Origin of the sequence: Kineococcus haloalkalitolerans (assembly GCF_050871905.1) — a bacterium.
Classification (GTDB): Bacteria; Actinomycetota; Actinomycetes; order Actinomycetales; family Kineococcaceae; genus Kineococcus.
The window spans coordinates 41,372-61,626 of the sequence record NZ_JBJLSH010000003.1 but is presented as its reverse complement, the minus strand read 5'-3'; the positions used below and the strand labels follow the sequence as shown (position 1 = coordinate 61,626).

The 20,255-nt window shown below is 76.6% G+C and carries 24 protein-coding genes, 1 tRNA gene and 1 pseudogene; 19 read left to right on the top strand and 7 right to left on the bottom strand.

What is annotated here, in order from left to right:
* Genes ACRYMY_RS02290 through ACRYMY_RS02280 form a run of 3 tightly spaced genes read right to left on the bottom strand, consistent with a single transcriptional unit; the run spans position 1 to position 1,354 of the window.
* Entirely contained in the window at positions 1 to 420 is a 420-nt protein-coding gene (locus tag ACRYMY_RS02290; RefSeq protein ID WP_432545647.1) for an arsenate-mycothiol transferase ArsC, read from the bottom strand.
* 26 nt (positions 421 to 446) lie between these two features.
* A complete protein-coding gene (locus ACRYMY_RS02285; protein ID WP_432545771.1) occupies positions 447 to 944 on the bottom strand; it encodes a GNAT family N-acetyltransferase in 498 nt (165 codons plus the stop codon).
* A gap of 29 nt (positions 945 to 973) precedes the next feature.
* Positions 974 to 1,354 carry an ArsR/SmtB family transcription factor gene (locus ACRYMY_RS02280; RefSeq protein ID WP_432545646.1) on the bottom strand — a complete coding sequence of 127 codons (381 nt, stop codon included), beginning with the start codon at positions 1,352 to 1,354 and terminating at the stop codon, positions 974 to 976.
* Between the two features lie 103 nt (positions 1,355 to 1,457).
* Here ACRYMY_RS02280 and arsB point away from each other — a divergent pair, with 103 nt between their 5' ends.
* The 4 genes from arsB (at position 1,458) to ACRYMY_RS02260 (ending at position 6,200) form a co-directional block, all read left to right on the top strand.
* On the top strand, positions 1,458 to 2,570 hold the full coding sequence (gene arsB, locus ACRYMY_RS02275; protein WP_432545645.1) for an ACR3 family arsenite efflux transporter: 1,113 nt from the start codon (positions 1,458 to 1,460) through the stop codon (positions 2,568 to 2,570).
* Between the two features lie 16 nt (positions 2,571 to 2,586).
* Positions 2,587 to 3,990 (top strand): FAD-dependent oxidoreductase, encoded by a 1,404-nt coding sequence (locus ACRYMY_RS02270; protein WP_432545644.1) that lies wholly within the window; start codon positions 2,587 to 2,589, stop codon positions 3,988 to 3,990.
* A gap of 29 nt (positions 3,991 to 4,019) precedes the next feature.
* A complete protein-coding gene (locus ACRYMY_RS02265; protein WP_432545643.1) occupies positions 4,020 to 4,442 on the top strand; it encodes an arsenate reductase ArsC in 423 nt (140 codons plus the stop codon).
* A gap of 180 nt (positions 4,443 to 4,622) precedes the next feature.
* Complete coding sequence (locus ACRYMY_RS02260; protein ID WP_432545642.1) at positions 4,623 to 6,200, top strand: methyl-accepting chemotaxis protein; 1,578 nt, start codon at positions 4,623 to 4,625, stop codon at positions 6,198 to 6,200.
* 30 nt (positions 6,201 to 6,230) lie between these two features.
* Here the strand turns inward: ACRYMY_RS02260 and ACRYMY_RS02255 are convergent, their stop codons facing one another.
* Positions 6,231 to 6,704, bottom strand: a complete 474-nt coding sequence (locus ACRYMY_RS02255; RefSeq protein WP_432545641.1) for a hypothetical protein — start codon at positions 6,702 to 6,704, stop codon at positions 6,231 to 6,233.
* A complete protein-coding gene (locus ACRYMY_RS02250; RefSeq protein WP_432545640.1) occupies positions 6,701 to 7,354 on the bottom strand; it encodes an RNA polymerase sigma factor in 654 nt (217 codons plus the stop codon). Before ACRYMY_RS02250 ends, ACRYMY_RS02255 begins: the two co-directional genes overlap by 4 nt.
* Before the next feature lie 216 nt (positions 7,355 to 7,570).
* Here ACRYMY_RS02250 and ACRYMY_RS02245 point away from each other — a divergent pair, with 216 nt between their 5' ends.
* From ACRYMY_RS02245 to ACRYMY_RS02220, 6 genes are all read left to right on the top strand, one after another.
* Positions 7,571 to 8,047: an Asp23/Gls24 family envelope stress response protein gene (locus ACRYMY_RS02245; protein ID WP_432545639.1), complete on the top strand. Its 477-nt coding sequence runs from the start codon at positions 7,571 to 7,573 to the stop codon at positions 8,045 to 8,047.
* Positions 8,044 to 8,391, top strand: coding sequence for a hypothetical protein (locus ACRYMY_RS02240; RefSeq protein WP_432545638.1), 348 nt, complete (start codon positions 8,044 to 8,046; stop codon positions 8,389 to 8,391). The genes ACRYMY_RS02245 and ACRYMY_RS02240 overlap by 4 nt, the downstream gene beginning before the upstream one ends.
* Before the next feature lie 66 nt (positions 8,392 to 8,457).
* Positions 8,458 to 8,637, top strand: coding sequence for a DUF2273 domain-containing protein (locus ACRYMY_RS02235; protein ID WP_369054245.1), 180 nt, complete (start codon positions 8,458 to 8,460; stop codon positions 8,635 to 8,637).
* Positions 8,630 to 9,046: an Asp23/Gls24 family envelope stress response protein gene (locus ACRYMY_RS02230; protein ID WP_432545637.1), complete on the top strand. Its 417-nt coding sequence runs from the start codon at positions 8,630 to 8,632 to the stop codon at positions 9,044 to 9,046. The genes ACRYMY_RS02235 and ACRYMY_RS02230 overlap by 8 nt, the downstream gene beginning before the upstream one ends.
* Complete coding sequence (locus ACRYMY_RS02225) at positions 9,043 to 9,642, top strand: DUF6286 domain-containing protein (protein ID WP_432545636.1); 600 nt, start codon at positions 9,043 to 9,045, stop codon at positions 9,640 to 9,642. The genes ACRYMY_RS02230 and ACRYMY_RS02225 overlap by 4 nt, the downstream gene beginning before the upstream one ends.
* Positions 9,639 to 10,217, top strand: coding sequence for a hypothetical protein (locus tag ACRYMY_RS02220; protein WP_432545635.1), 579 nt, complete (start codon positions 9,639 to 9,641; stop codon positions 10,215 to 10,217). Before ACRYMY_RS02225 ends, ACRYMY_RS02220 begins: the two co-directional genes overlap by 4 nt.
* 118 nt (positions 10,218 to 10,335) lie before the next feature.
* Here the strand turns inward: ACRYMY_RS02220 and ACRYMY_RS02215 are convergent.
* A tRNA-Leu gene (locus ACRYMY_RS02215) sits at positions 10,336 to 10,419 on the bottom strand.
* Positions 10,420 to 10,561: 142 nt separating this feature from the next.
* Between ACRYMY_RS02215 and ACRYMY_RS02210 the strand changes: the two genes are divergently transcribed.
* From ACRYMY_RS02210 to pknB, 6 genes are read left to right on the top strand one after another with little or no spacing between them, the layout of a single operon-like run.
* Positions 10,562 to 11,266 (top strand): FhaA domain-containing protein, encoded by a 705-nt coding sequence (locus ACRYMY_RS02210; protein ID WP_432545634.1) that lies wholly within the window; start codon positions 10,562 to 10,564, stop codon positions 11,264 to 11,266.
* A gap of 7 nt (positions 11,267 to 11,273) precedes the next feature.
* Positions 11,274 to 11,771: an FHA domain-containing protein FhaB/FipA gene (locus tag ACRYMY_RS02205; protein ID WP_432545633.1), complete on the top strand. Its 498-nt coding sequence runs from the start codon at positions 11,274 to 11,276 to the stop codon at positions 11,769 to 11,771.
* Between the two features lie 2 nt (positions 11,772 to 11,773).
* Positions 11,774 to 13,183 carry a Stp1/IreP family PP2C-type Ser/Thr phosphatase gene (locus ACRYMY_RS02200; RefSeq protein WP_432545632.1) on the top strand — a complete coding sequence of 470 codons (1,410 nt, stop codon included), beginning with the start codon at positions 11,774 to 11,776 and terminating at the stop codon, positions 13,181 to 13,183.
* Positions 13,183 to 14,559: an FtsW/RodA/SpoVE family cell cycle protein gene (locus ACRYMY_RS02195; RefSeq protein ID WP_432545631.1), complete on the top strand. Its 1,377-nt coding sequence runs from the start codon at positions 13,183 to 13,185 to the stop codon at positions 14,557 to 14,559. The genes ACRYMY_RS02200 and ACRYMY_RS02195 overlap by 1 nt, the downstream gene beginning before the upstream one ends.
* On the top strand, positions 14,556 to 16,016 hold the full coding sequence (locus tag ACRYMY_RS02190) for a peptidoglycan D,D-transpeptidase FtsI family protein (protein ID WP_432545630.1): 1,461 nt from the start codon (positions 14,556 to 14,558) through the stop codon (positions 16,014 to 16,016). The genes ACRYMY_RS02195 and ACRYMY_RS02190 overlap by 4 nt, the downstream gene beginning before the upstream one ends.
* A 19-nt stretch (positions 16,017 to 16,035) precedes the next feature.
* Positions 16,036 to 18,099, top strand: a complete 2,064-nt coding sequence (gene pknB / locus ACRYMY_RS02185; RefSeq protein WP_432545629.1) for a Stk1 family PASTA domain-containing Ser/Thr kinase — start codon at positions 16,036 to 16,038, stop codon at positions 18,097 to 18,099.
* 29 nt (positions 18,100 to 18,128) lie between these two features.
* On the opposite strand, the gene ACRYMY_RS02180 is transcribed toward pknB, so the two are convergent.
* Positions 18,129 to 18,326, bottom strand: a complete 198-nt coding sequence (locus ACRYMY_RS02180) for a hypothetical protein (protein WP_432545628.1) — start codon at positions 18,324 to 18,326, stop codon at positions 18,129 to 18,131.
* Positions 18,327 to 18,388: 62 nt separating this feature from the next.
* Here ACRYMY_RS02180 and ACRYMY_RS02175 point away from each other — a divergent pair, with 62 nt between their 5' ends.
* From ACRYMY_RS02175 to ACRYMY_RS02165, 3 genes and pseudogenes are all read left to right on the top strand, one after another.
* Positions 18,389 to 19,246 (top strand): metallophosphoesterase family protein, encoded by an 858-nt coding sequence (locus tag ACRYMY_RS02175; RefSeq protein WP_432545627.1) that lies wholly within the window; start codon positions 18,389 to 18,391, stop codon positions 19,244 to 19,246.
* Positions 19,247 to 19,343: 97 nt separating this feature from the next.
* Positions 19,344 to 19,748 (top strand): hypothetical protein, encoded by a 405-nt coding sequence (locus ACRYMY_RS02170; RefSeq protein WP_432545626.1) that lies wholly within the window; start codon positions 19,344 to 19,346, stop codon positions 19,746 to 19,748.
* Positions 19,652 to 20,176: pseudogene (locus ACRYMY_RS02165) on the top strand (GNAT family N-acetyltransferase); the annotation flags it as partial. The gene ACRYMY_RS02170 and the pseudogene ACRYMY_RS02165, both read left to right, overlap by 97 nt.
* Positions 20,177 to 20,255: the final 79 nt, after the last annotated feature.

Here is a 20,255-nt window from a genome sequence, read left to right as displayed (position 1 = left end):
TCAGCCCGTCAGGCGTCCGTGCAGCTGCGCCACCCGCGCGGCGATGTCGTCGCGGACCAGGCGCATGCGCTCGGCGCCCTCGATGCCGCGCGCGGACGGCTCGTCGGTCTCCCACACCTCGACCGGGGTGCCGTCGACGGGGTCCACGCGGGCCTCGTCGCCGAGGACGACGACGAGGTCGGCGGCGCGCACGTCGTCGTCGGTGAGCTGCCGGGTGCGCTGGTCGCCGATGTCGACGCCGACCTCGCGCAGCACGTCCACGGACAGGGCGTTGAGGTCGCTGCCGGCGCGGGTGCCGGCGGAGGACACCTCGACGGGGCGGTCGGGGTGCGCGGCGACGGCGGCGCGCATCAGGCCGGCGGCCATCTGGGACTTGCCGCCGTTCTTGACGCAGACGAACAGGACGCGGGGGGCGGTCATCGGTCTCCTCGGGTTCCGGGGCGGGGTCAGCGCCCGGCGGTGGTGCTGCGCCGCTCGAGCAGGACGGTGTCGCGCCAGGTGCCGGCCAGGGGGCCGGTGCTCGCGCGGGCGATGCGCTCGCGGGTGCCGACGACGCGGAACCCGGCGGCGGCGTGCAGGGCGAGGCTGGCGGTGTTCTCGCGGAACACCGAGCACTGCAGCGTCCACACGCCCGCGGCCTCGGTGGAGGCGACGAGCGCGTCCAGCAGGAGGCGGCCGACGCCGCGCCCGCGGGCGGCGGCCGCGACGTAGACCGAGTGCTCGACGACCCCGGCGTAGACGGGGCGGGCGGAGACCGGCGACACGGCGGCCCAGCCCAGCAGCTCGTCCGCACCGACCGCGCGGGCGACGAGGCGGTGCGCGGGCAGCTTGGCGGCGTCGAACTCCTCCCAGCTCGCGGCGGGCGCGGTCTCGAAGGTGGCGTGTCCGGTGGCGATGCCCTCGGCGTGGACGGCCCGCACCTGCGGGTGGTCGGCGGGTGTCATCGGCGCGACGACCACCGGGGCGGCGGGGTTCACCGCCGGGCGGGGGCAGCGGGTGTGGCGAGGACCGCGGCCAGGGCGTCGAGCGCCTGCGGGACCACGGCGTAGTACGCCCACACGCCGCGCTTGTCGCGGGTCAGCAGCCCGGCGTCGACGAGCACCTTGAGGTGGTGCGAGACGGTCGGCTGGCTCAGGCCGAGGGGTTCGGTGAGGTCGCACACGCACGCCTCGCCGCCCTCGTGCGCGGACACCAGCGACAGCAGCCGCAGCCGGGCCGGGTCGGCGACCGCCTTGAGCGTGCGGGCCAGGCGCACCGCGTCCTCGGCGCCCAGCGGTTCGCGCGTCAGCGGCGCGCAGCACGCGAGCTCCGCGGACGGGACGAGGGGGAGCGTCGAGGTGGGCGTCGGAGGCACGGCACCAGTGTGCCGCAGGCATCGACCGGTGTCGATGTTGACAGCCGTCGACGCCTGCTGCCACGGTTGCTCATCGACAGTCGTCGATGAGAGGGAACACCCGATGAGCGACCTGGTCGCGGAGAACCCCCGCCGCGGTGCGGAGACCCCGGTGCTGGCGCGGCTGCCGGTGCTGGACCGGTTCCTGCCCGTGTGGATCGTCCTGGCGATGGCCGCCGGTCTCCTGCTGGGCCGGCTCGTGCCCGGCCTGGACGCGGCGCTCAGCGCGGTGGAGGTCGGGAACGTCAGCATGCCCATCGCGATCGGGCTGCTGCTGATGATGTACCCGGTGCTGGCGAAGGTCCGCTACTCCGAGACCGGTCGCGTGACCTCCGACCGCCGCCTGCTGATCACGTCCCTGGTCCTGAACTGGGTGGCCGGGCCCGCGCTGATGTTCGCCCTGGCGTGGCTGCTGCTGCCCGACGAGCCCGAGTACCGCACCGGCCTCGTCATCGTCGGCCTGGCCCGCTGCATCGCCATGGTCCTCATCTGGAACGACCTGTCCTGCGGCGACCGGGAGGCCGCCGCCGTGCTGGTCGCCATCAACTCCGTGTTCCAGGTCCTCGCGTTCGCCGCCCTCGGCTGGTTCTACCTGCAGGTCCTGCCCGGCTGGCTCGGGCTGCCCACCACGAGCGCCGACTTCTCGATCGGTGCCATCGTCGTGTCCGTCCTGGTGTTCCTCGGGATCCCCCTGCTGGCGGGTTTCCTCACCCGGACGCTGGGCGAGCGCGCCAGGGGCCGCGCCTGGTACGAGGAACGGTTCCTGCCGCGGATCGGCCCGGTCGCGCTGTACGGGCTGCTGTTCACCATCGTGCTGCTCTTCGCGCTGCAGGGCGACGCCATCACGTCCCAGCCGGGCGCGGTCGCCCGCATCGCCCTGCCGCTGCTGGCCTACTTCGTCCTGATGTTCGGCCTGTCGTTCGTCACCGGCCGCGCCCTGGGGATGACCTACGCGAAGACCGCGACGCTGTCGTTCACCGCGGCCGGCAACAACTTCGAGCTCGCGATCGCCGTGGCCATCGGCACCTTCGGCGTCACCTCCGGGCAGGCCCTGGCCGGGGTCGTCGGCCCGCTCATCGAGGTGCCCGTCCTCGTCGGCCTCGTCTACGTCTCCCTGTGGGCCGCCCGCCGGTTCTTCCCCGGCGACCCCACCGTCCCCACCGGCCGCGTCCGCTGAACCAGGAGGAGCACCGATGACCACCTGCCGCGCGGAACTGCCCGTCGTCGTCGTCGGCGCCGGGCCCGTCGGCCTGGCCGCCGCGGCGCACCTGCTCGAGCGCGGCCTGGAACCCCTCGTGCTGGAGGCCGGCGACGAGGTCGGCGCCGCGGTGCGGGCGTGGGGGCACGTCCGCCTGTTCTCGCCGTGGCGCTACGACGTCGACGCCGCCGCCGCCCGGCTGCTGGCACCGACCGGCTGGCAGCACCCGGAGCCCACGGGTCTGCCCACCGGCGCCGAACTGGTCGAGCGGTACCTGGCGCCGCTGGCGGCCACCGCGCAGCTCGCGCCGCGGATCCGCACCGGCGCCCGCGTCGTGGCCGTCAGCCGAGCGGGGATGGACAAGACGCACAGCCTCGGCCGCGACGAGCGCCCGTTCCTCGTGCGGGTGCGGCACCGCGACGGCACGCTCGCCGACCACCACGCCCGCGCCGTGGTCGACGCCTCCGGCACCTGGGAGCAGCGCAACCCGCTGGGCGTCTCGGGCCTGCCGGCGCCCGGCGAGGCCGAGGCCGCGCCGTTCCTCGCCGGGCCGCTGCCCGACGTCCTGGGCACCGACCGGGAGCGCTTCGCCGGGCGCCGCGTCCTCGTCGTCGGGGCCGGGCACTCGGCCACGAGCACGCTGCTGCACCTCGTCGCCCTGGCCGACGAGGCCCCCGGCACCCGCGTCGTCTGGGCGGTGCGCGGGAGTTCCGCCGAGCGCAGCTTCGGCGGCGGTGACCGCGACGGCCTGCCCGCCCGCGGCGCGCTGGGCGCCCGGCTGCGCGAGGCGGTGGAGACGGGGCGCGTCGACCTGCGCACCGGGTTCGGCGTCCGCGCGCTGGAACCCGGTGACGCCGAGGTCACCGTGGTGGCCTCGACCCCCCGCGGTGAGGAGCGGCTGGTCGTCGACGTGGTCGCGGCCGCCACGGGTTTCCGCCCCGACCTGGAGGTGCTGCGCGAGCTGCGGCTGGACCTGGACCCCGGCGTGGAGGCCCCGTCCCGCCTGGCGCCGCTGATCGACCCGGAGTTCCACTCCTGCGGCACCGTGCCCCCGCACGGCGCCGACGTCCTGGCCCACCTCGGCGAACCCGGGTTCTTCGTCGCCGGGACGAAGAGCTACGGCCGCGCCCCGACGTTCCTGCTGGCCACCGGGTACGAGCAGGTCCGCTCCGTCGCCGCCCACCTGGCCGGTGACGCCGGGGCGGCGGCCGACGTGCGGCTGGACCTGCCCGCGACCGGCGTGTGCTCCACCGCCGCGCCGGCGGTGGCCGCCGACGGCAGCACCGAGGTCGACGGCTCCGACGACAGCGGCTCCTGCTGCGGCAGCAGCGCGCCCCAGCCGGTCGGCGTCGGCTTCTCGACCGGTCTGCTGCACGGCCGCTCCGGCGGCGGCCGGTGAACCCCGTCCCGAACTCCCCGGAGGACCCCGTGACCGAGACCACCAGGCCCAGCGTCATCTTCGTCTGCGTGCACAACGCCGGGCGGTCGCAGATGGCCGCCGGGTTCGCGACCGCCCTGTCCGGCGGCGCCGTCGAGGTCCGCTCCGCGGGCTCGCTGCCCGCCGAGGCGATCAACCCCGTCGCCGTCGAGGCCATGGCCGAGGTCGGCATCGACATCACCGGCGAGCAACCGAAGGTCCTCACCCCCGAGGCGGTGCAGGCCTCCGACGCCGTCATCACCATGGGCTGCGGCGACGCCTGCCCGTTCTACCCGGGCAAGCGCTACGAGGACTGGGCGCTGACCGATCCCGCCGGGCAGGGCATCGAGGTCGTCCGGCAGGTGCGCGACGAGGTCCGCGGACGGGTCGAGGCGCTGCTGGCCGACCTGCTGCCGGACCGCCGACCCTCCTGACACCCTCCCCGGTGGAGCGGGACCGTCGTCCGCGCACCGGGCGGGAACGGTTCCGCTCCTCTTCCGCGCGCAAACGTGTGAACCCCCTCAAGGTCCGTCCACGCCCCACCGATGGGGGACACGGAGGACGCGCGCGGTGCGTCCCGCGACGCACGTCGCCGAGGACACCAGGAGACCACCGTGCCGCTGCGCGCGACCATCGGGCACAAGCTCGCCGCCGGTTTCGGGGTGGCGGGCGTCTTCCTCGTCGGCCTGAGCGCGGTGTCGTTCTCCACCACGTCCACGCTGCTGGACGGCGAGGCGTCGGTGGCGCACACCCACGAGGTCCTCGACGCCCTGGACGCCGTCACCGGCAGCCTCAAGGACGCCGAGACCGGCCAGCGCGGCTACCTCGTCACCGGCGAGGAGCGCTACCTGGAGCCCTGGACGACCGGCCAGCGCGCCGCCGTCGAGGAGCTCGACCGGGTCGCCTCCCTGACCGCCGACAACGCCGGCCAGCAGGAGCGCGTCCAGGAGCTGCGCCCCCTCGTGGACGCCAAGTTCGCCGAGATGCAGCAGACGATCGACCTGCGCCGCACCGAGGGCTTCAAGGCCGCCCGCGCGCTCGTGCTCACCGACCAGGGCAAGGTCGTCATGGACGGCATCCGCGAGCTGACCGGGGCGATGGCCGCCGAGGAGGAGGCGCTGCTCGCCGAGCGCACCGAGCGCTCCGACGCGGCCGGTACCACCGCGAAGACCGTCGCCCTGGCGGGATCGGGCGTCGGCCTGGCCCTGCTGGCCGTCATCTGCCTGCTGCTGACCCGCGCCGTCGTGCGCCCCGTGCGGCAGCTGGCCGGCCGCCTGGCCGAGCTCGCCGACGGCGACGGCGACCTGACCGTGCGGATGGACGAGTCGCGCACCGACGAGATCGGCGCCCTGTCCGCCGCCTTCAACCGCTTCGTGGCCAAGGTCGCCGACACCGTCCGCGACATCTCCCGCACCACCGCCGTGCTGGACGCCGCCAGCGAGCGCCTCGACGGCACCGCGCGGGAGATCGCCGCCTCCGCCGACGAGGTGTCCTCGCAGGCCGGTGTCGTCTCGGCCGCCGCCACGCAGGTGTCCGCCAACGTGCAGACCGTCGCCGCCGGCAGCGAGGAGATGGGCGCCAGCATCCGGGAGATCTCCACCAACACCACGGAGGCCTCCAGCGTCGCCGGGCAGGCGGTCGAGGTCACCGAGACGGCGACCGCCACCATCGCCAAGCTGGGCGGGTCGTCCCAGGAGATCGGCGACGTCGTCAAGACCATCACCTCGATCGCGGAGCAGACGAACCTGCTGGCGCTGAACGCCACCATCGAGGCGGCGCGCGCCGGGGAGATGGGCAAGGGGTTCGCCGTCGTGGCCGGCGAGGTCAAGGAGCTCGCGCAGCAGACCGCCCGCGCCACCGAGGACATCACCCGCCGGGTGGAGGCCATCCAGGGCGACACCGGCAGCGCCGTGGAGGCCATCGGCCGGATCAGCGCGATCATCGAGCGGATCAGCGAGCTGCAGACCACCATCGCCTCCGCGGTGGAGGAGCAGAGCGCCACCACCAGCGAGATGAGCCGCTCGGTGACCGAGGCCGCCGACGGCTCCGGTCAGATCGCCGACAACATCCAGGGCGTCGCGCAGGCGGCGCGGACGACCAGCGCCGGCGTGGCCGGCACCCGCCAGGCCGTGCAGGACCTCGTGCGCACCAGCGGCGAGCTGCGCGCGCTGGTGTCCCGCTTCACCGTCTGAGGCGCCGCCGGGCCCCGCGGGCCCGGCGGCTCAGCGCAGGTCGCGGGAGTCGGCGACGACGTCCCCGACGTGCACGTGCACGTCGACGGCCTCCGGCACGGGGCTGAGCTCGCCGAGCAGCTCCTCCAGCGCCCGAACGGCCACGGCCCGCACGGTGCGGGCCGTGGTCGGCAGGTGGGCGCCGAAGAGCACCGTCACCTCGACGGTCACGCCGTCCAGGGCGTCGGTGGCGTCGGTGGAGCAGGTGATGCGCCGGGCAGCGGCGTCGGGCAGGGCGTCCACCGCCTGGCGCAGCCGGGTGACGACGACGTCGGAGGCGACCACGAACTCGCCGAGCTCGTGGCGCCCGCGCACCGGCGCGGAGGGCCGGAAGGCGCGGCGGGCGCGCTCCAGCACACCGGCGCGGGCCGTCGTCCAGCCCGCCGGGGTGTGCACGCGCAGGGAGCGGGCCGCGGCGGCCAGGACGTCCTCGCCCGGCAGCGCTCCCGCGGGTCGGTCGTTCACCGCCACTCCTCCAGTGCCTGCGCCAGGGTGGCCCGGCCCCGCTCCAGCAGCCCCCGCACGGAGGTCGTGGTCGTGCCGAGCACCCGGGCGATCTCGTCGTAGCGCAGCTCCTCCACCTCGCGCAGGAGCCAGGCCGCGCGCTGCCGCGGGGGCAGCAGCTGCAGGGCCAGGTCGAGCGCCTCCCGCAGCGCGACCTCGACGCTCTCGCGCTCGGGGTCGGCCCGCAGGTCGCGCACCCGGTCTACCACGTCGTCGAGGTCCACGTGGGGTCGAGATCCCGAGGCCGGCCACCGGCGCGAGCGCGCGTAGACGGCGTGCCGGGTGATGGTGAACAACCAGGTGCGCAGGGAGGAGTCGCCGCGGAAGGAGGGCAGGCCCTTCCACGCGGACAGGAACACGTCCTGCACGCAGTCGTCGACGTCGCCGGGGTCGTCCAGCAGCCGGTAGGCGTAGCGGTGCAGGGCCGGGCCGTGCCGGTCGACGACCACCGCGAAGGCGTCGCGGTCGCCGAGGGCGGCGCGGCGGGCGAGGGCCTCGTCGGACGGGTCGGGCTGCGCGGGGGCGCTGCTCTGGTCGCCGACGTCGTCGTCGGCCTCGGGGTCGGACATCGCGGGCTGCTCCACGGTGCGCTCGAGGACCTGCGCGGGCACCGCCGCGCGCGGGCTCCGACCTGCTGATCGTGCCGGCCGATCGGACCACGGCGCCCGACCCTCCGCACGCGGAGGGAGCGCTCTCCCACACGGCCGCAGTGTGATGACGATCACACCCACGGGACCGTGACGAACCGGTGGTCACGCGCTCCACCACTCCTGCGAACGGAACACCAGCGGTCACCGACCGCACCGCTCGCACCGGACGGAGGAGCCATGACCGAGCAGAACACCACCACCCGGCCCACCACCGCGGGCACCGCCACCGCGCGCACCGGCGCCACCCCGGGCTCGCTGTCCAGCGACCACGGCACCACGTCGATCGCCGACACCGTCGTCTCGAAGATCGCCGGCATCGCGGCGCGCGACGTCTCCGGCGTCTTCGCCCTCGGCGGCGGCGCCGCCCGCGCCGTCGGCGCCATCCGCGAGCGCATCCCCGGCGGCCGTGTCAACCACGCCCAGGGCGTGGCCGTCGAGGTCGGCGAGCGCCAGGCCGCCGTCGACGTCGTGCTGATCGCCGAGTACGGCGTCGCCATCGCCGACCTGGCCTCCTCGGTGCGGCGCAACGTCATCACCAGCGTCGAGCGGATGACCGGGCTGGAGGTCACCGAGGTCAACATCGAGGTCTCGGACGTCCACCTGCCCGAGGACGACGCCGACGACGACGAGCCCAAGACCGTCCGCGTCCAGTGACCCCGCCCCCCGACGCGGACGCCGACCGCCTCGAGCGGCTGGCGGACGACCTGGCGGGCGCCGTCCTCGCCGTCCCCGGCGTCGTCCGGCTGCACGCCGGCGCGCTGGGGGAGGTGGCGACCTACCTGCCCGGGCGGCGCGTCACCGGCGTCCGCCTGCCCGACGCCGCCCTGCGCGGCGCGGGGCCCGGCGGGCCGCCCGTGGAGGTGCACGTCGTCCTGGGGCTGGACGCCCCCGTGCGCGAGGTGGCCCGCGACGTCCACGCGGCGGCGGCCGCCGTGCTCGCCGCCGCCGCCGTGCCCGCCCCCGTGGCCGTCCACGTCGAGGACGTCGCCGCCGCCTGACCCGCGCCCTGCCGGGCGCACCCACGGCGCCCGCACCGGGCGCCCCGGACGGAAGGACCAGAGGACATGTCCTCCTCGACCGCCGGCCTGCTGGCCGGTCTGCTCCTCGCCCTCGTGGCCGCCGTCGGCGGCTTCGGCTGGCTGCTGCTGGCGCTGCTGTTCGGCGCCGTCGGCTACGCCGTGGGCGCCCACCTGGAGGGCCGCGTCGACCTCGCGGCGCTCGTGCCCGGCCGCGGCCGTGGCTGACAGCGCGGTCGCGACGGCGCCGGAGCAGCGCGGCCGGCTCGTCGTCCACGACCGCGTCGTGCAGCGCATCGCCGAGGCCGCCGCGGCCGGGGTGCCCGGCACCACCCGCACCGGCGGCACCGCCTCCGGCGGCGCCGGTGCCCGCGTCGCCGGGGCCCTGGACAGCGTCCTCGGGCGGGCCTACCCGTCCGTGGACTGCACGGTCGCCGGGCACCGCGCCCGGCTGCAGGTGCAGGTGGCGGCCGTGTGGCCGCACCCCGCGCCGCGGGTGGCCGCCGCCGTCCGCGACGCCGTGCGCGAGGCCGTCACCGCCTACGCCGCCACGACCGTCGACGCCGTCGAGGTGACCGTCGCGACGTACGTGACCGCCGAGCGGGCGGGCACGACCGGCACGAGGAGGGTCCAGTGAGCCAGCTCGACAGCACCAGCACCGGCACCGCCGGTCGCGGCGAGCGCCTGCAGGACGCCGGCCAGCCCACCGGGGCCGGGCGCGTCGGCGTCCTCGGACCCGTCCTGGCGGTCCTCCTGCTCGCCGTCGCGGCCGTCCTGGCCCGCGAGGCGCTCGTGACCTGGGGCACCGTCGGCGGGCAGCCGTGGGTCCCCGCGGCCGTGGACGCCGCCGACGGCCTGGCCCCCAGCCCGGCCCTGGCCGCCGTCGGGGTCGTCCTCGTCCTGGTGGGCCTGTGGGTCCTGGCGACGGGCTTCGCCCGCCGCTCCCGCAGGGCCGTCGCGGTCACGTCCGCGCCCGGCGTGCACGTCACCACCCGCGACGTCGCCCGCCTGGCCTCCGGCGCCGCCCGCTCCGTCGACGGGGTCCTGTCCGCCAGCTCCTCCGCGAGCCGCCGCACCGTCACCGTGACGGTCGACGCCACCAGCGGGGACGTGCGCACCCGCGTCGAGGACGCCGTGCGCAGCGGCCTGCGCTCCCTGGACCCGCAGCCGCGGGTGCGGGTCGCCGTCCGCGCCCCCGCCACCGACCGCTCCGCCCAGGAGGTGCCCGCGTGAGCCGCAAGGTCCTCGGCCTGGACCGCCTCGTCGCGGTCCTGCTCGGCCTCGTCCTGATCGCCGCCGGCGCCGCGGCCGTCGCCTGGTACGCCGGGTGGCTGGCCCAGCTGCTGCCCGGCACGCCCGAGCGCCTCAGCACGGGCCCGGTCGCCGACGCCGTCGGCGCCGGCTGGTTCGCCGGCGCCTGCGCCGCCGCCGCGGTGGTCCTCGCCTTCCTGGCGCTGTGGTGGCTGCTGGCCCACGTCCCGCGCCGTAGCGCGCCGGCGCTGTCCCTGCCCGGCTCGCGCGACGGCGACCGGCTGGTGCTGGAGGCCGACGCCCCCGCCGGCGCGGCGGCGGACGCCCTGGCCGCCGCCCCCGGCGTCCGCTCGGCCTCCGGGCGCACGGTCGTCGACCGCGGCCGCCTGGTCGTGGAGCTGCGCGCCGTCGTGGAGCCCAGCGCCGACCTGGAGGAGGTCGGCCGCGCCGCCGACGAGGTCAGCCGCCAGCTGCGCACCGTCATCGGCCGCGGCGACGTGGCCGGGCGGGTGCGCCTGTCGGTGGCCCGCGGCGACCGCTCCGCCCGCGTGCGCTGAGCCGCGTCGAGGCGCAGCGCCCCCGCACGCTGTGGAGGTCCGGCGCGAACCCCTCCCCCGGACCTCCACAGCCCAGGGACGACGAAGGCCCCGGTCGGACGACCGGGGCCTTCTCCTGTGCGCGAGGGGGGAGTTGAACCCCCACGCCCTTTCGGGCACACGGACCTGAACCGTGCGCGTCTGCCTATTCCGCCACTCGCGCAGACATCGAGAACCGTACCAGGCCCGCGCGGCTGCTCGTGACGCGCCCGGTCGCGCACGACGGGCGGGCGGCGAGGGCGCCGATACGATGCCGTGGCCGGGACCGCCGGTGCCGCAGGGACGACCGCACGGGGGGAGGCGGCGTGGGAGTGCTCGACCGCTTCGAGCGGGGTGTCGAACGCGCCGTCAACGGCGTCTTCGCCCGCGCCTTCCGCAGCGAGGTCCAGCCCGTCGAGGTCGCCAGCGCCCTGCGCCGCGAACTGGACGACCGCGCGGCCGTCCTGGCCCGCGGGCGCACCCTGGTCCCCAACAGCTTCGTCGTGGAGCTCGGCCCCACCGACCACGACAAGATCGCCAGCTGGCAGGACACCCTCGCCGACGAGCTCGTCGTCGCCGTCACCCAGCACGCCGAGAAGCAGCGCTACTCCTTCGTCGGCCCCGTGCGGGTCTCCTTCCACGAGGCCGAGGACCTGGAGACCGGCGTCTTCCGCGTCCTCAGCTCCACCGTCAAGGGCCGCGTCGCGCCCGCCTCCCCGCGCACCACCCCGGCCGGGCGCCCGCGCCTGGAGGTCGACGGGCGCAGCTACGTCCTCAACGAGGCCGTCACCGTCGTGGGCCGCGGCTCCGACGCCGACGTCGTCGTCGACGACCCGGGCGTCTCCCGCCGGCACGCCGAGGTCCGCGTCGGCGCCCAGGGCGCGCGGCTGGTCGACCTCGGCTCCACCAACGGCAGCTTCGTGGACGGCGAGCGGGTCTCCTCCACCGACCTGCACGACGGCGCGACCGTGACCGTCGGGCGCACGCGGCTCGTCTTCCGCTCCGGCCGCCACGACGAGAGCTGGACCTGACCGTCCCGTGAGCGAACTCACCCTCACCGCGCTGCGGCTCGGCCTGCTGGTCGCGCTGTGGGTCTTCGTGCTCGCCGTCGCCGGCGTCCTGCGCACCGACCTGCTGGGCACCCGCGTCACCGCCCGCCGCACCTCCCGGCCCCGGCCCGCGGCCGCGCGCGCCCCCGCCGGCACCGACGCGCCGCCCGAGCCCGCCGAGCCGCCCCGCCCGCGCGCCACCCTCGTCGTCGTCGAGGGCTCCCTGCGCGGCACGAGCATCACGCTGGGCGCGGCCCCCGTCCTCATCGGCCGCGGCGCCGACTGCACCCTCGTCCTCGACGACGAGTACGCCTCCACCCGCCACGTGCGCATCACCGCCGACCCCGCCGCCGGCGGGTTCGTCGTGGAGGACCTGCAGTCCACCAACGGCACGTACCTCGGCCGGGCGCGCCTGACCACCCCGACCCCCTTCGAGCCCGGCACGCCGCTGCGCATCGGCAAGACCGTGCTCGAGCTGCGGAGGTAGCCGTGGCGATCGCCCTGCGCTACGCCGCCCGCTCCGACGTCGGCCTCGTGCGCACCACCAACCAGGACTCCGGCTACGCCGGCCCGCACCTGCTCGTCGTCGCCGACGGCATGGGCGGGCACGCCGGCGGCGACGTGGCCTCCTCGCTGGCCGTGGGCGAGCTGGCCGTCCTCGACGGGGAGTCGCACGGCAGCGACGACGCCGCCGACCACCTGCACGAGGCGCTCGAGGCCGCCAACGAGCAGCTGCGCCGCCGGGTGGAGTCCGAGCCGGAGCTGGCCGGCATGGGCACGACCGTCACCGCGATCCTGCGGGCCGGCAACCGCCTCGTCCTCGCCCACATCGGCGACTCGCGCGGCTACATGCTGCGCGACGGGCAGCTGGTGCAGCTGACCCGCGACCACAGCTACGTGCAGACGCTCGTCGACGAGGGCCGCATCACGCCCGAGGAGGCCGAGCACCACCCCCAGCGCTCCATGATCATGCGGGTGCTCACCGGCCGCGCCGACGACGACGCCGACGTGTCGGTGCGCGAGGCCCGCCCCGGCGACCGCTACCTGCTGTGCTCCGACGGCCTGTCCGGCGTCGTCAGCCACGACACCCTCACCGCCACCCTCGCCGCCGGCGACAGCCCCGAGGCCACCTGCGAGCGCCTCGTGGACCTGGCCCTGCGCGGCGGCGGCCCCGACAACGTCTCCTGCGTCGTCGCCGACGTCGTCGAGCTCGGCGGCGGCACGCCGCCCTCGACGACCCCGCAGGTCGTGGGCGCCGCCGCGTTCCACCGCCCGCGCCGCTCCAGCGCCACCGGCACCCCCGCCGCGCGCGCCGCCGCCCTGCGCGGCGAGCGGGACGGCGCCGACGACGACGAGGAGGACGACGCAGCCCGCGCCGCCGAGGGGGCCGGCTCGCGCCGGCGACGGCGACGGCGCTGGATCGCCGGCCCGCTCGTGCTGCTCCTGCTGCTGACGGCGGGCGCGTACGGGGTGTGGGACTGGAGCCAGCGGCAGTGGTTCGTGGGCGCCGACGCCGGGCAGGTGGCGCTGTACCGGGGGCTGACGCAGGACGTGGGCCCCGTGACGACGTCGTCGGTGGTGGAGCTGACCGGTGTCGCGCTGGCCGACCTGCCGCCCACCTACCGCCGGCAGGTGCAGAACCGGATCAGCGCCGTGGACCGGGCGGGCGCCGAGCGCACCGTGGCGAACCTGCGCGAGATCGCGGTCGCGTGCCGGGCGGCCGCCGCCCGGGTGGCCACCCCCGCGCCCACGGCCTCCCCGGCGGCGGACACCGCGACGAGCCCGGCGACGAGCCCGGCGCCGAGCCCGGCGCCGACCGCGTCACCCACCGGGTCCCCGACCGGGACGCCGGGACCGACCACCGACGAACCGACCGCCGAGTGCGGGGGGAGCAGCTGATGGCGACCGTGCTGCCCGTGTACCCGCGCACCCGGCGCGGCGCCGAGCTGGTGCTCGTGCTGCTGGCGCTGGCCATCTCCACCGGCGCGTGGGCCGTCGTCGGCCTGACGGCCGACGGTGCGCTGCCGCCCAACATGCTCGTGCACGCCGGCGTGCTCGGCGGCCTGGCCGTCGGCCTGCACCTGGTCCTGCGCTGGCGGGCCAAGTACGCCGACCCGGTGCTGCTGCCGGTGGCCACGCTGCTCAACGGCCTGGGCCTGGTGATGATCCACCGCCTGGACGGGGCGACGTCGGGCGCCGCGCAGGCACCGCGGCAGTTCGTCTGGTCGGCGCTGGGCGTGCTGGCGGCCGCTGCGGTCCTCGTGCTGGTGCGCGACCACCGCGTGCTGCGCCGCTACACGTTCACCGCGATGGTCGCCGGTCTCGTCCTGCTGCTGCTGCCGCTGCTGCCCGTGCTGGGCAGGGAGATCAACGGCGCGCGCATCTGGGTGGGGATCGGGCCGCTGTCCTTCCAGCCCGGGGAGATCGCCAAGATCGTGCTGGCGGTGTTCTTCGCCGGCTACCTCGTCGTGCACCGCGACGCGCTGTCGCTGACCGGCCCGAAGCTGCTGTTCCTGCGCCTGCCGCGCGCCCGCGACCTCGGCCCCATCCTGCTGGCCTGGCTCGCCAGCGTCGGCGTCCTCGTGCTGCAGCGCGACCTGGGCACCTCGCTGCTGTTCTTCGGCCTGTTCGTGGCCGTCCTCTACGTCGCCACCGAGCGGGTCAGCTGGATCGTCCTGGGTCTGGGCCTGTTCGCCGCCGGCGCCGTCTTCGCCGCCTCGGCGTTCTCCCACGTGCAGCAGCGCGTGGACATCTGGCTGCACCCCTTCGACCCGGACAACACCGACCGCAGCTACCAGCTCGTGCAGGGCCTGTACGGGATGGCCAACGGCGGGCTGACCGGCACCGGGCTGGACCGCGGCCGCCCCGACATCGTGCCGTTCGCCAACTCCGACTTCATCTACTCCTCCTTCGGCGAGGAGCTGGGCCTGGTGGGCCTGTTCGCGGTGCTGCTGCTGTACGCGGTGCTGGTGCAGCGCGGGCTGCGCTCGGCGATCGGCGTGCGCGACGGGTTCGGCAAGCTGCTGGCGGCGGGCCTGTCCTTCTCGGTCGCGCTGCAGGTCTTCGTCGTCGTCGGCGGCGTCACCCGCGTCATCCCGCTGACGGGCCTCACGATGCCGTTCCTGGCCGCCGGCGGGTCCTCGCTGGTGTCCAACTGGATCGTCGTGGCGCTGCTGCTGCGGGTCTCCGACCTGGCCCGCCGCCCCGCCGAGGAGGTCCGCAACGGCCCCGAGGCCGGGGACACCGGCGTCACCCAGGTGGTGAGGCTCGGGTGAACCGCCCCCTGCGCCGCCTGTCGGCCGTCGTCGCGTTCCTCTTCTTCGCGCTGTTCGCCTCCACGACGTGGATCCAGTTCGTGCGCGCCGACGAGCTGAACGCCATGCCCGGCAACTCCCGGCAGCTGTACGCGGAGTTCGGCCGCGAGCGCGGCGCGATCCTCGTCGGGGAGAACCAGCCGATCGCCACGAGCACCCCCGTCGACGACGTGTACGAGTTCCAGCGCGAGTACTCCGACGCCGAGCTGTACGCGCACGCCACCGGCTACTACTCCGTCGTCTACGGCACCTCCGGCATCGAGCGCGCCGCCAACGACGTGCTCTCCGGCACGGCCGACCGGCTCTTCTACCGCAACCTCGCCGACCTGCTCACCGGCGCCGAGCCGGTCGGGGCGAACGTGCGGCTGACCCTGGACCCGGCCGTGCAGCGCGCCGCGTACGACGCCCTCGACGGCCGCCGCGGCGCGGTCGTCGCGCTGGAGCCGTCCACCGGCGACGTCCTGGCGATGGTCTCCAGCCCCAGCTACGACCCCAACCGGCTGGCCACCCACGACGGCGCCGCGGCCCGCGAGGCGTGGGCCTCGCTGCTGGCCGACGAGGGCGACCCGCTGGTCAACCGCGCCATCGCCGGCGACCTGTACCCGCCGGGCTCGACGTTCAAGGTCGTCACCGCCGCCGCCGCCCTGGAGAGCGGCGACTACGACACCGCCTCGGAGCTGTTCGGCGGCGCCCGGCTGGAGCTGCCGCAGACCACCGCCACCATCGGCAACTCCGACGGCGGCGCGTGCGGGGCCGGTGACCGGGTGACCCTCGCCGACGCCATGCGGATCTCCTGCAACACGGCCTTCGCGGACCTGGGCATGACGCTGGGCCAGGACGCGCTGCGCGAGCAGGCCGAGGCGTTCGGCTTCGGACAGGACCTGTCGATCCCGCTCGGGGTCACCCCCAGCAGCTTCCCCGCCGACCTGAACCCCCCGCAGCTCGCGCAGTCGTCCATCGGCCAGTTCGAGGTGCGCGTCACGCCGCTGCAGGTGGCGATGGTCTCCGCCGCGATCGCCAACGACGGGGTGCTCGTGCAGCCCAACCTCATCGCCGAGGTGCGCGCCGGGGACGGCACGTTCGACGTCATCGACGCCCCCTCCCCCCGCGAGCTCGGCCGCGCGGTCAGCCCGGAGACGGCGCGGGAGCTGACGGAGATCATGCGCGGCGTCGTGGAGAGCGGGACGGGCACGCGGGCGCAGGTCCCCGGCGTGGACGTGGCCGGCAAGACGGGCACCGCGCAGGCCGGCGAGGGCGCCGCGCCCTACGCCTGGTTCACCTCCTTCGCCTCCGCCGGGGACCGCGAGGTGGCCGTCGCCGTGGTGATCGACAACGGCGGGTCCTCCGAGAGCGCCTACGGTGGACGGCTGGCGGCCCCGGTGGCGCAGCAGGTGATGAGGGCGGCACTGGGTGTCTGAGGGACGGGGAGAGGACGACGTGACCGACGGCAACGGCCAGGACGGCCCGCAGGACGCGCCGCGCGTGCTCGGCGGGCGCTACGAGGTGGGCAGCCTCCTGGGCCGCGGCGGCATGGCCGAGGTGCACGTGGCCCACGACCGGCGCCTCGGGCGGACGGTCGCGGTCAAGCTGCTGCGCGCCGACCTGGCCCGCGACCCCTCCTTCCAGGCGCGCTTCCGCCGCGAGGCGCAGTCCGCGGCGTCGCTGAACCACTCCTCGATCGTCGCCGTGTACGACACGGGCGCCGACGCGGCCGTCCAGCCCGGCGGCGGCGAGCTGCAGCTGCCGTGGATCGTCATGGAGTACGTCGAGGGCCGCACGCTGCGCGACGTGCTGCGCACCGACCACCCGCTGCCGCTGACCGACGCCCTGTCGGTCACCGAGGGCGTGCTCGGGGCGCTGGAGTACAGCCACCGGATGGGCATCGTCCACCGCGACATCAAGCCCGCCAACGTGATGATCACCCCGGCGGGCGAGGTGAAGGTCATGGACTTCGGCATCGCCCGCGCCGTGTCCGACTCCTCCGCCACGCTGACGCAGACGTCGGCGGTCATGGGCACCGCCCAGTACCTGTCGCCGGAGCAGGCGCGCGGGGAGCAGGTCGACGCCCGCAGCGACCTGTACTCCACCGGCTGCATGCTCTACGAGGTCCTCACCGGCCGGCCCCCCTTCACCGGCGACGCCCCCGTCGCCGTCGCCTACCAGCACGTCAGCGAGCAGCCGAAGCCGCCGAGCGCGCTGGAGCCGTCCGTGCCGCCGGCCGTGGACGCCGTCGTGCTCATGGCGCTGTCCAAGGAGCGCGACAACCGCTACCAGACGGCCGCGGACTTCGCCGACGACCTGCGCCGGGCCGTGGAGGGGCGCCCGCTGCGCGGGGCCTCGGTCGCCGCGGGCGCGGCGGGCGCTGCGGGGCTGGCCGCGCCCACCGTCGCCACCCAGGTCGTGCCGCCCGCCCCCGCGCCCAGCACCCCCACCTCCGCCATGCCCGTCGTCACGGGCGCGTCCGCCGACCCGGCCCCGCGCGGCGGCGCCGCGGTCGCCACCGACCCCGGCGACGGGGACGACGAGGGCGGCCGGCGCCGCTGGCCGTGGGTGCTGCTCGTCCTCGCCCTGCTCCTCGGTGTCGGTGCGGCGGGCTGGTCGCTGCTGGGCGACGGCTCCGGCGGCGGGAACGAGCCGACGGTCACCCAGTCGCCCACGACGGCCGACGTGCCGGTGCTCGTCGGGCAGAGCCGCGAGGAGGCCGAGGCCGCCCTGGACGAGGCCGGTCTCGTGGGCGAGTTCCGCGACGTCGCCGACGACGCCGTCCCCGCCGGGCAGGTGCAGTCCACCAACCCGGAGGCCGGCACCCCCGTCGAGCTCGGCGGCACCGTCGTCGTCAACGTCTCCACCGGGCCGGCCGCCGTGGAGGTGCCCGACGTCACCGGGCAGACGCAGTCGGAGGCGCGGGCCACGCTGGCCGCCGCCGGCCTCAGCGGCGGCGACGCCGAGCAGACCGACGAGTCTCCCTCGGCGCGCGCCGGCACCGTCGTGCGCACCGACCCGGCCGTCGGGGCGTCCGTGGCGCGCGGGACGGCCGTGGACCTGTTCGTCGCCAGCGGCCAGGTGACCGTGCCGGACGTGGCGGGCCAGAGCGAGGACGCGGCCACCGCGGCCCTCAACGACCTCGGTCTGCAGGTGAACGTCGAGCGCGCCACGACCGGCGGCGCCGAGCCGGGCACCGTCGTCAGCCAGAGCGTGTCCGCCGGCAGCTCCGTGGACGTGGGCAGCCGCGTCGACCTCGTCGTGGAGGCCGAGCCGGAGCCGGAGCCCACCGAGACCGAGACGTCCAGCCCGACGGCCTCGCCGACCGCCTCGCCCACCGCGACCGGTGGGAACGGCGGCGGCGACGGCGACGGGGACGGCGGTGGGGACGGTGACGGTGACACCGCCGCGGCCGGCAGCGGGAACAGCGGCGGCAACGGGAACGGCAACGGGAACGGCGGCGGCGGCAACGGCCGTGGGAACGGCGCGTCGAACGGCGGGGGCCGCGGGGACGGCTGAGCCGCCCCTGGCCCCCGGCCGCGGGGTCGTCAGTCGGTGGCGGGCGGCACGTCCCGGCCCTCGTCGCCGCCCAGGCCCACCTCGCGGCGCTCGTGCTCCACGCGCTGCTCCAGCTCGTCGTCGCTGGGCCGCGCGGGCGCCTTGGCGTGCTCCTGGCGGTCGCGCGGCGCCGCGATCTCCGGGTCGATGACGTCGTCGAGGTTCGGCTGGTCGGGCTGCTCGCTCATGCGCCCACGCTAGGCACGTGCAACTCCGGGCGCAGGTCGGCGGCCTCGGGCACGATCACCGCGTGAGCGCGCGCCTGCTGCACCTGTCCGACACCCACCTGCTCGCCGACGCCGGCCTGCACCAGGGAGCGGTCGACACGACCGCGGCCCTGGGCGACGTCCTCGCCGGGCTCGGCGGGCTCGGCGCCCTGGACGCCGTCGTCGTCTCGGGCGACGTCTCCGAGGACGGCACGCCCGCCTCCTACGCCGCCGTGCGCGCCCTGGTGGAGGGGTTCGCGCGCCCGCGCGGGGCGGCCGTGGTGTGGGCGGTCGGCAACCACGACGCGCGCACGCCGTTCGCCGCCGGGCTGCTGGACCGGCCCGACCACGACCCGGACGAGCCGGTGGACGCCGTCGTGGACGCCGGCGGGCTGCGCCTGGTGTCCCTGGACACCTCCGTGCCCGGCGCCGGGTACGGGGAGCTGCGGCCCGCTCAGCTGGAGCGGCTCGCGGAGCTGCTGCGCGGGGGCGCCCCGCGCGGGACGGTCGTCGTGCACCACCACCCGGTGCTGCCGGCCCCGACGGTGCTGCACGAGGCGCTGCGCCTGCAGCGCCCCCACGAGCTGCTGGACGTCGTGCGCGGCACGGACGTGCGGGTGCTGCTCAGCGGGCACTACCACCACCCGTACGTCGCCGCGCTGGACGGCGTGACGGCCGTGGTCGCCCCGGCGGTCGCCAACCGCACCGACGTGCTGGTGCCGGCCGGGCGCGAGCGGGCCGTGCGCGGCAGCGGCGCCTGCCTGGTGGACCTCGGGGACGACGGGCAGGTGCGCGTCACCGTCCTCACGGTGCCGCGGCAGCGGGACGGGGAGGTCGTCGTGGACCTCGACGAGGAGGCGGTGCGGAGCATCGCCGCAGCGGCGGGGGTCCCGGCGTCCTGAGCGCCGCCGGGTCCACACCCGCGTCCGGCGCGCGCGACCCGGCCGGGGTGTGGACGGGCGGGCCGCCGGGTCGTGGCCGGCGGCCAGGGTCGGCGGCGTGACGAGCTCCCCGCTGACCCCTGCCCCGTCCCGTGCTGCCACCGCGGCGCGCTGGCGCGCCCTGCTGGCCGACGCCGACCCGCCGGCGGGGTACGAGCTGTGGCTGGTGGTGCCGGACGTCCACGACCACCCGTCGCCCGTGGTCCTGGCGCTGGAGGGGCTGCCGGAGGCGCACGACGACCGCTTCCTGGACCAGGTGGCGCAGCTGGCCGTGCGGGTGGTCGCCGAGGAGGCCCCCGGGACGGGCCGCTGCGCGGCCGCGCTCGTGCGTCCCGCACCGCCCGGGGTGCGGGCCGCCGACGTGGGGTGGGCGGACGGGCTGCTGCGCGCCGCGCGGCGGTACGGGCTGCGCCTCGCCGGGGTGGACCTCGTCGTGGGGCGCGCGGTCGTCCCGCTCGTGTGAGCCGTCCCTGTCCACAGGTGTCGTCCACAGGCGGTGGACAACACCTGTGGGGAACGCGGCCCGGTGCCGGGGGCCTCGGGCGGGCTGCCCGCCGTGACGCCCCCTCCCGCGGGCTCCCCCGCCGACCCGCCGCCCGCGTCGAGACGGAGCGACTGCTCCTGACGGCCCCGGTCGAGGCGGACCTGGCGGAGCTGCGCGCCCTGCACGCCGCCCCGGACGTGTGGCGGCACCTGCCCTCCGGACGGCACACGACGGTGGAGCGGACCCGCGCGCTCGTGGACGGCCACCGCGGCGACTGGGCGGCGCACGGTCTGGCGCGGAACGCCGACTACCGCCTGGCGCCGGGCGCGTGGGGGCACGGCTACACGCAGGAGGTGGTGGCCGAGGCGCGCCGGTGGGCGGCGCGGCTGCGCCCGGAGCTGCCCGTCGTGGCGTACCTGCTGGAGCACGACGAGGCGTCCCGCCGCGCCACCGAGCGCGCCGGCCTGGCCCTGGTCCACCGGGGCC

Coding starts and splice junctions, on each gene's coding strand:
- ACRYMY_RS02290 (WP_432545647.1), bottom strand. CDS start 420: ATGACCGCCCCCCGCGTCCTGTTCGTCTGCGTCAAGAACGGCGGCAAG.
- ACRYMY_RS02285 (WP_432545771.1), bottom strand. CDS start 944: ATGACACCCGCCGACCACCCGCAGGTGCGGGCCGTCCACGCCGAGGGC.
- arsB (WP_432545645.1), top strand. CDS start 1,458: ATGAGCGACCTGGTCGCGGAGAACCCCCGCCGCGGTGCGGAGACCCCG.
- ACRYMY_RS02270 (WP_432545644.1), top strand. CDS start 2,587: ATGACCACCTGCCGCGCGGAACTGCCCGTCGTCGTCGTCGGCGCCGGG.
- ACRYMY_RS02245 (WP_432545639.1), top strand. CDS start 7,571: ATGACCGAGCAGAACACCACCACCCGGCCCACCACCGCGGGCACCGCC.
- ACRYMY_RS02235 (WP_369054245.1), top strand. CDS start 8,458: ATGTCCTCCTCGACCGCCGGCCTGCTGGCCGGTCTGCTCCTCGCCCTC.
- ACRYMY_RS02195 (WP_432545631.1), top strand. CDS start 13,183: ATGGCGACCGTGCTGCCCGTGTACCCGCGCACCCGGCGCGGCGCCGAG.
- ACRYMY_RS02180 (WP_432545628.1), bottom strand. CDS start 18,326: ATGAGCGAGCAGCCCGACCAGCCGAACCTCGACGACGTCATCGACCCG.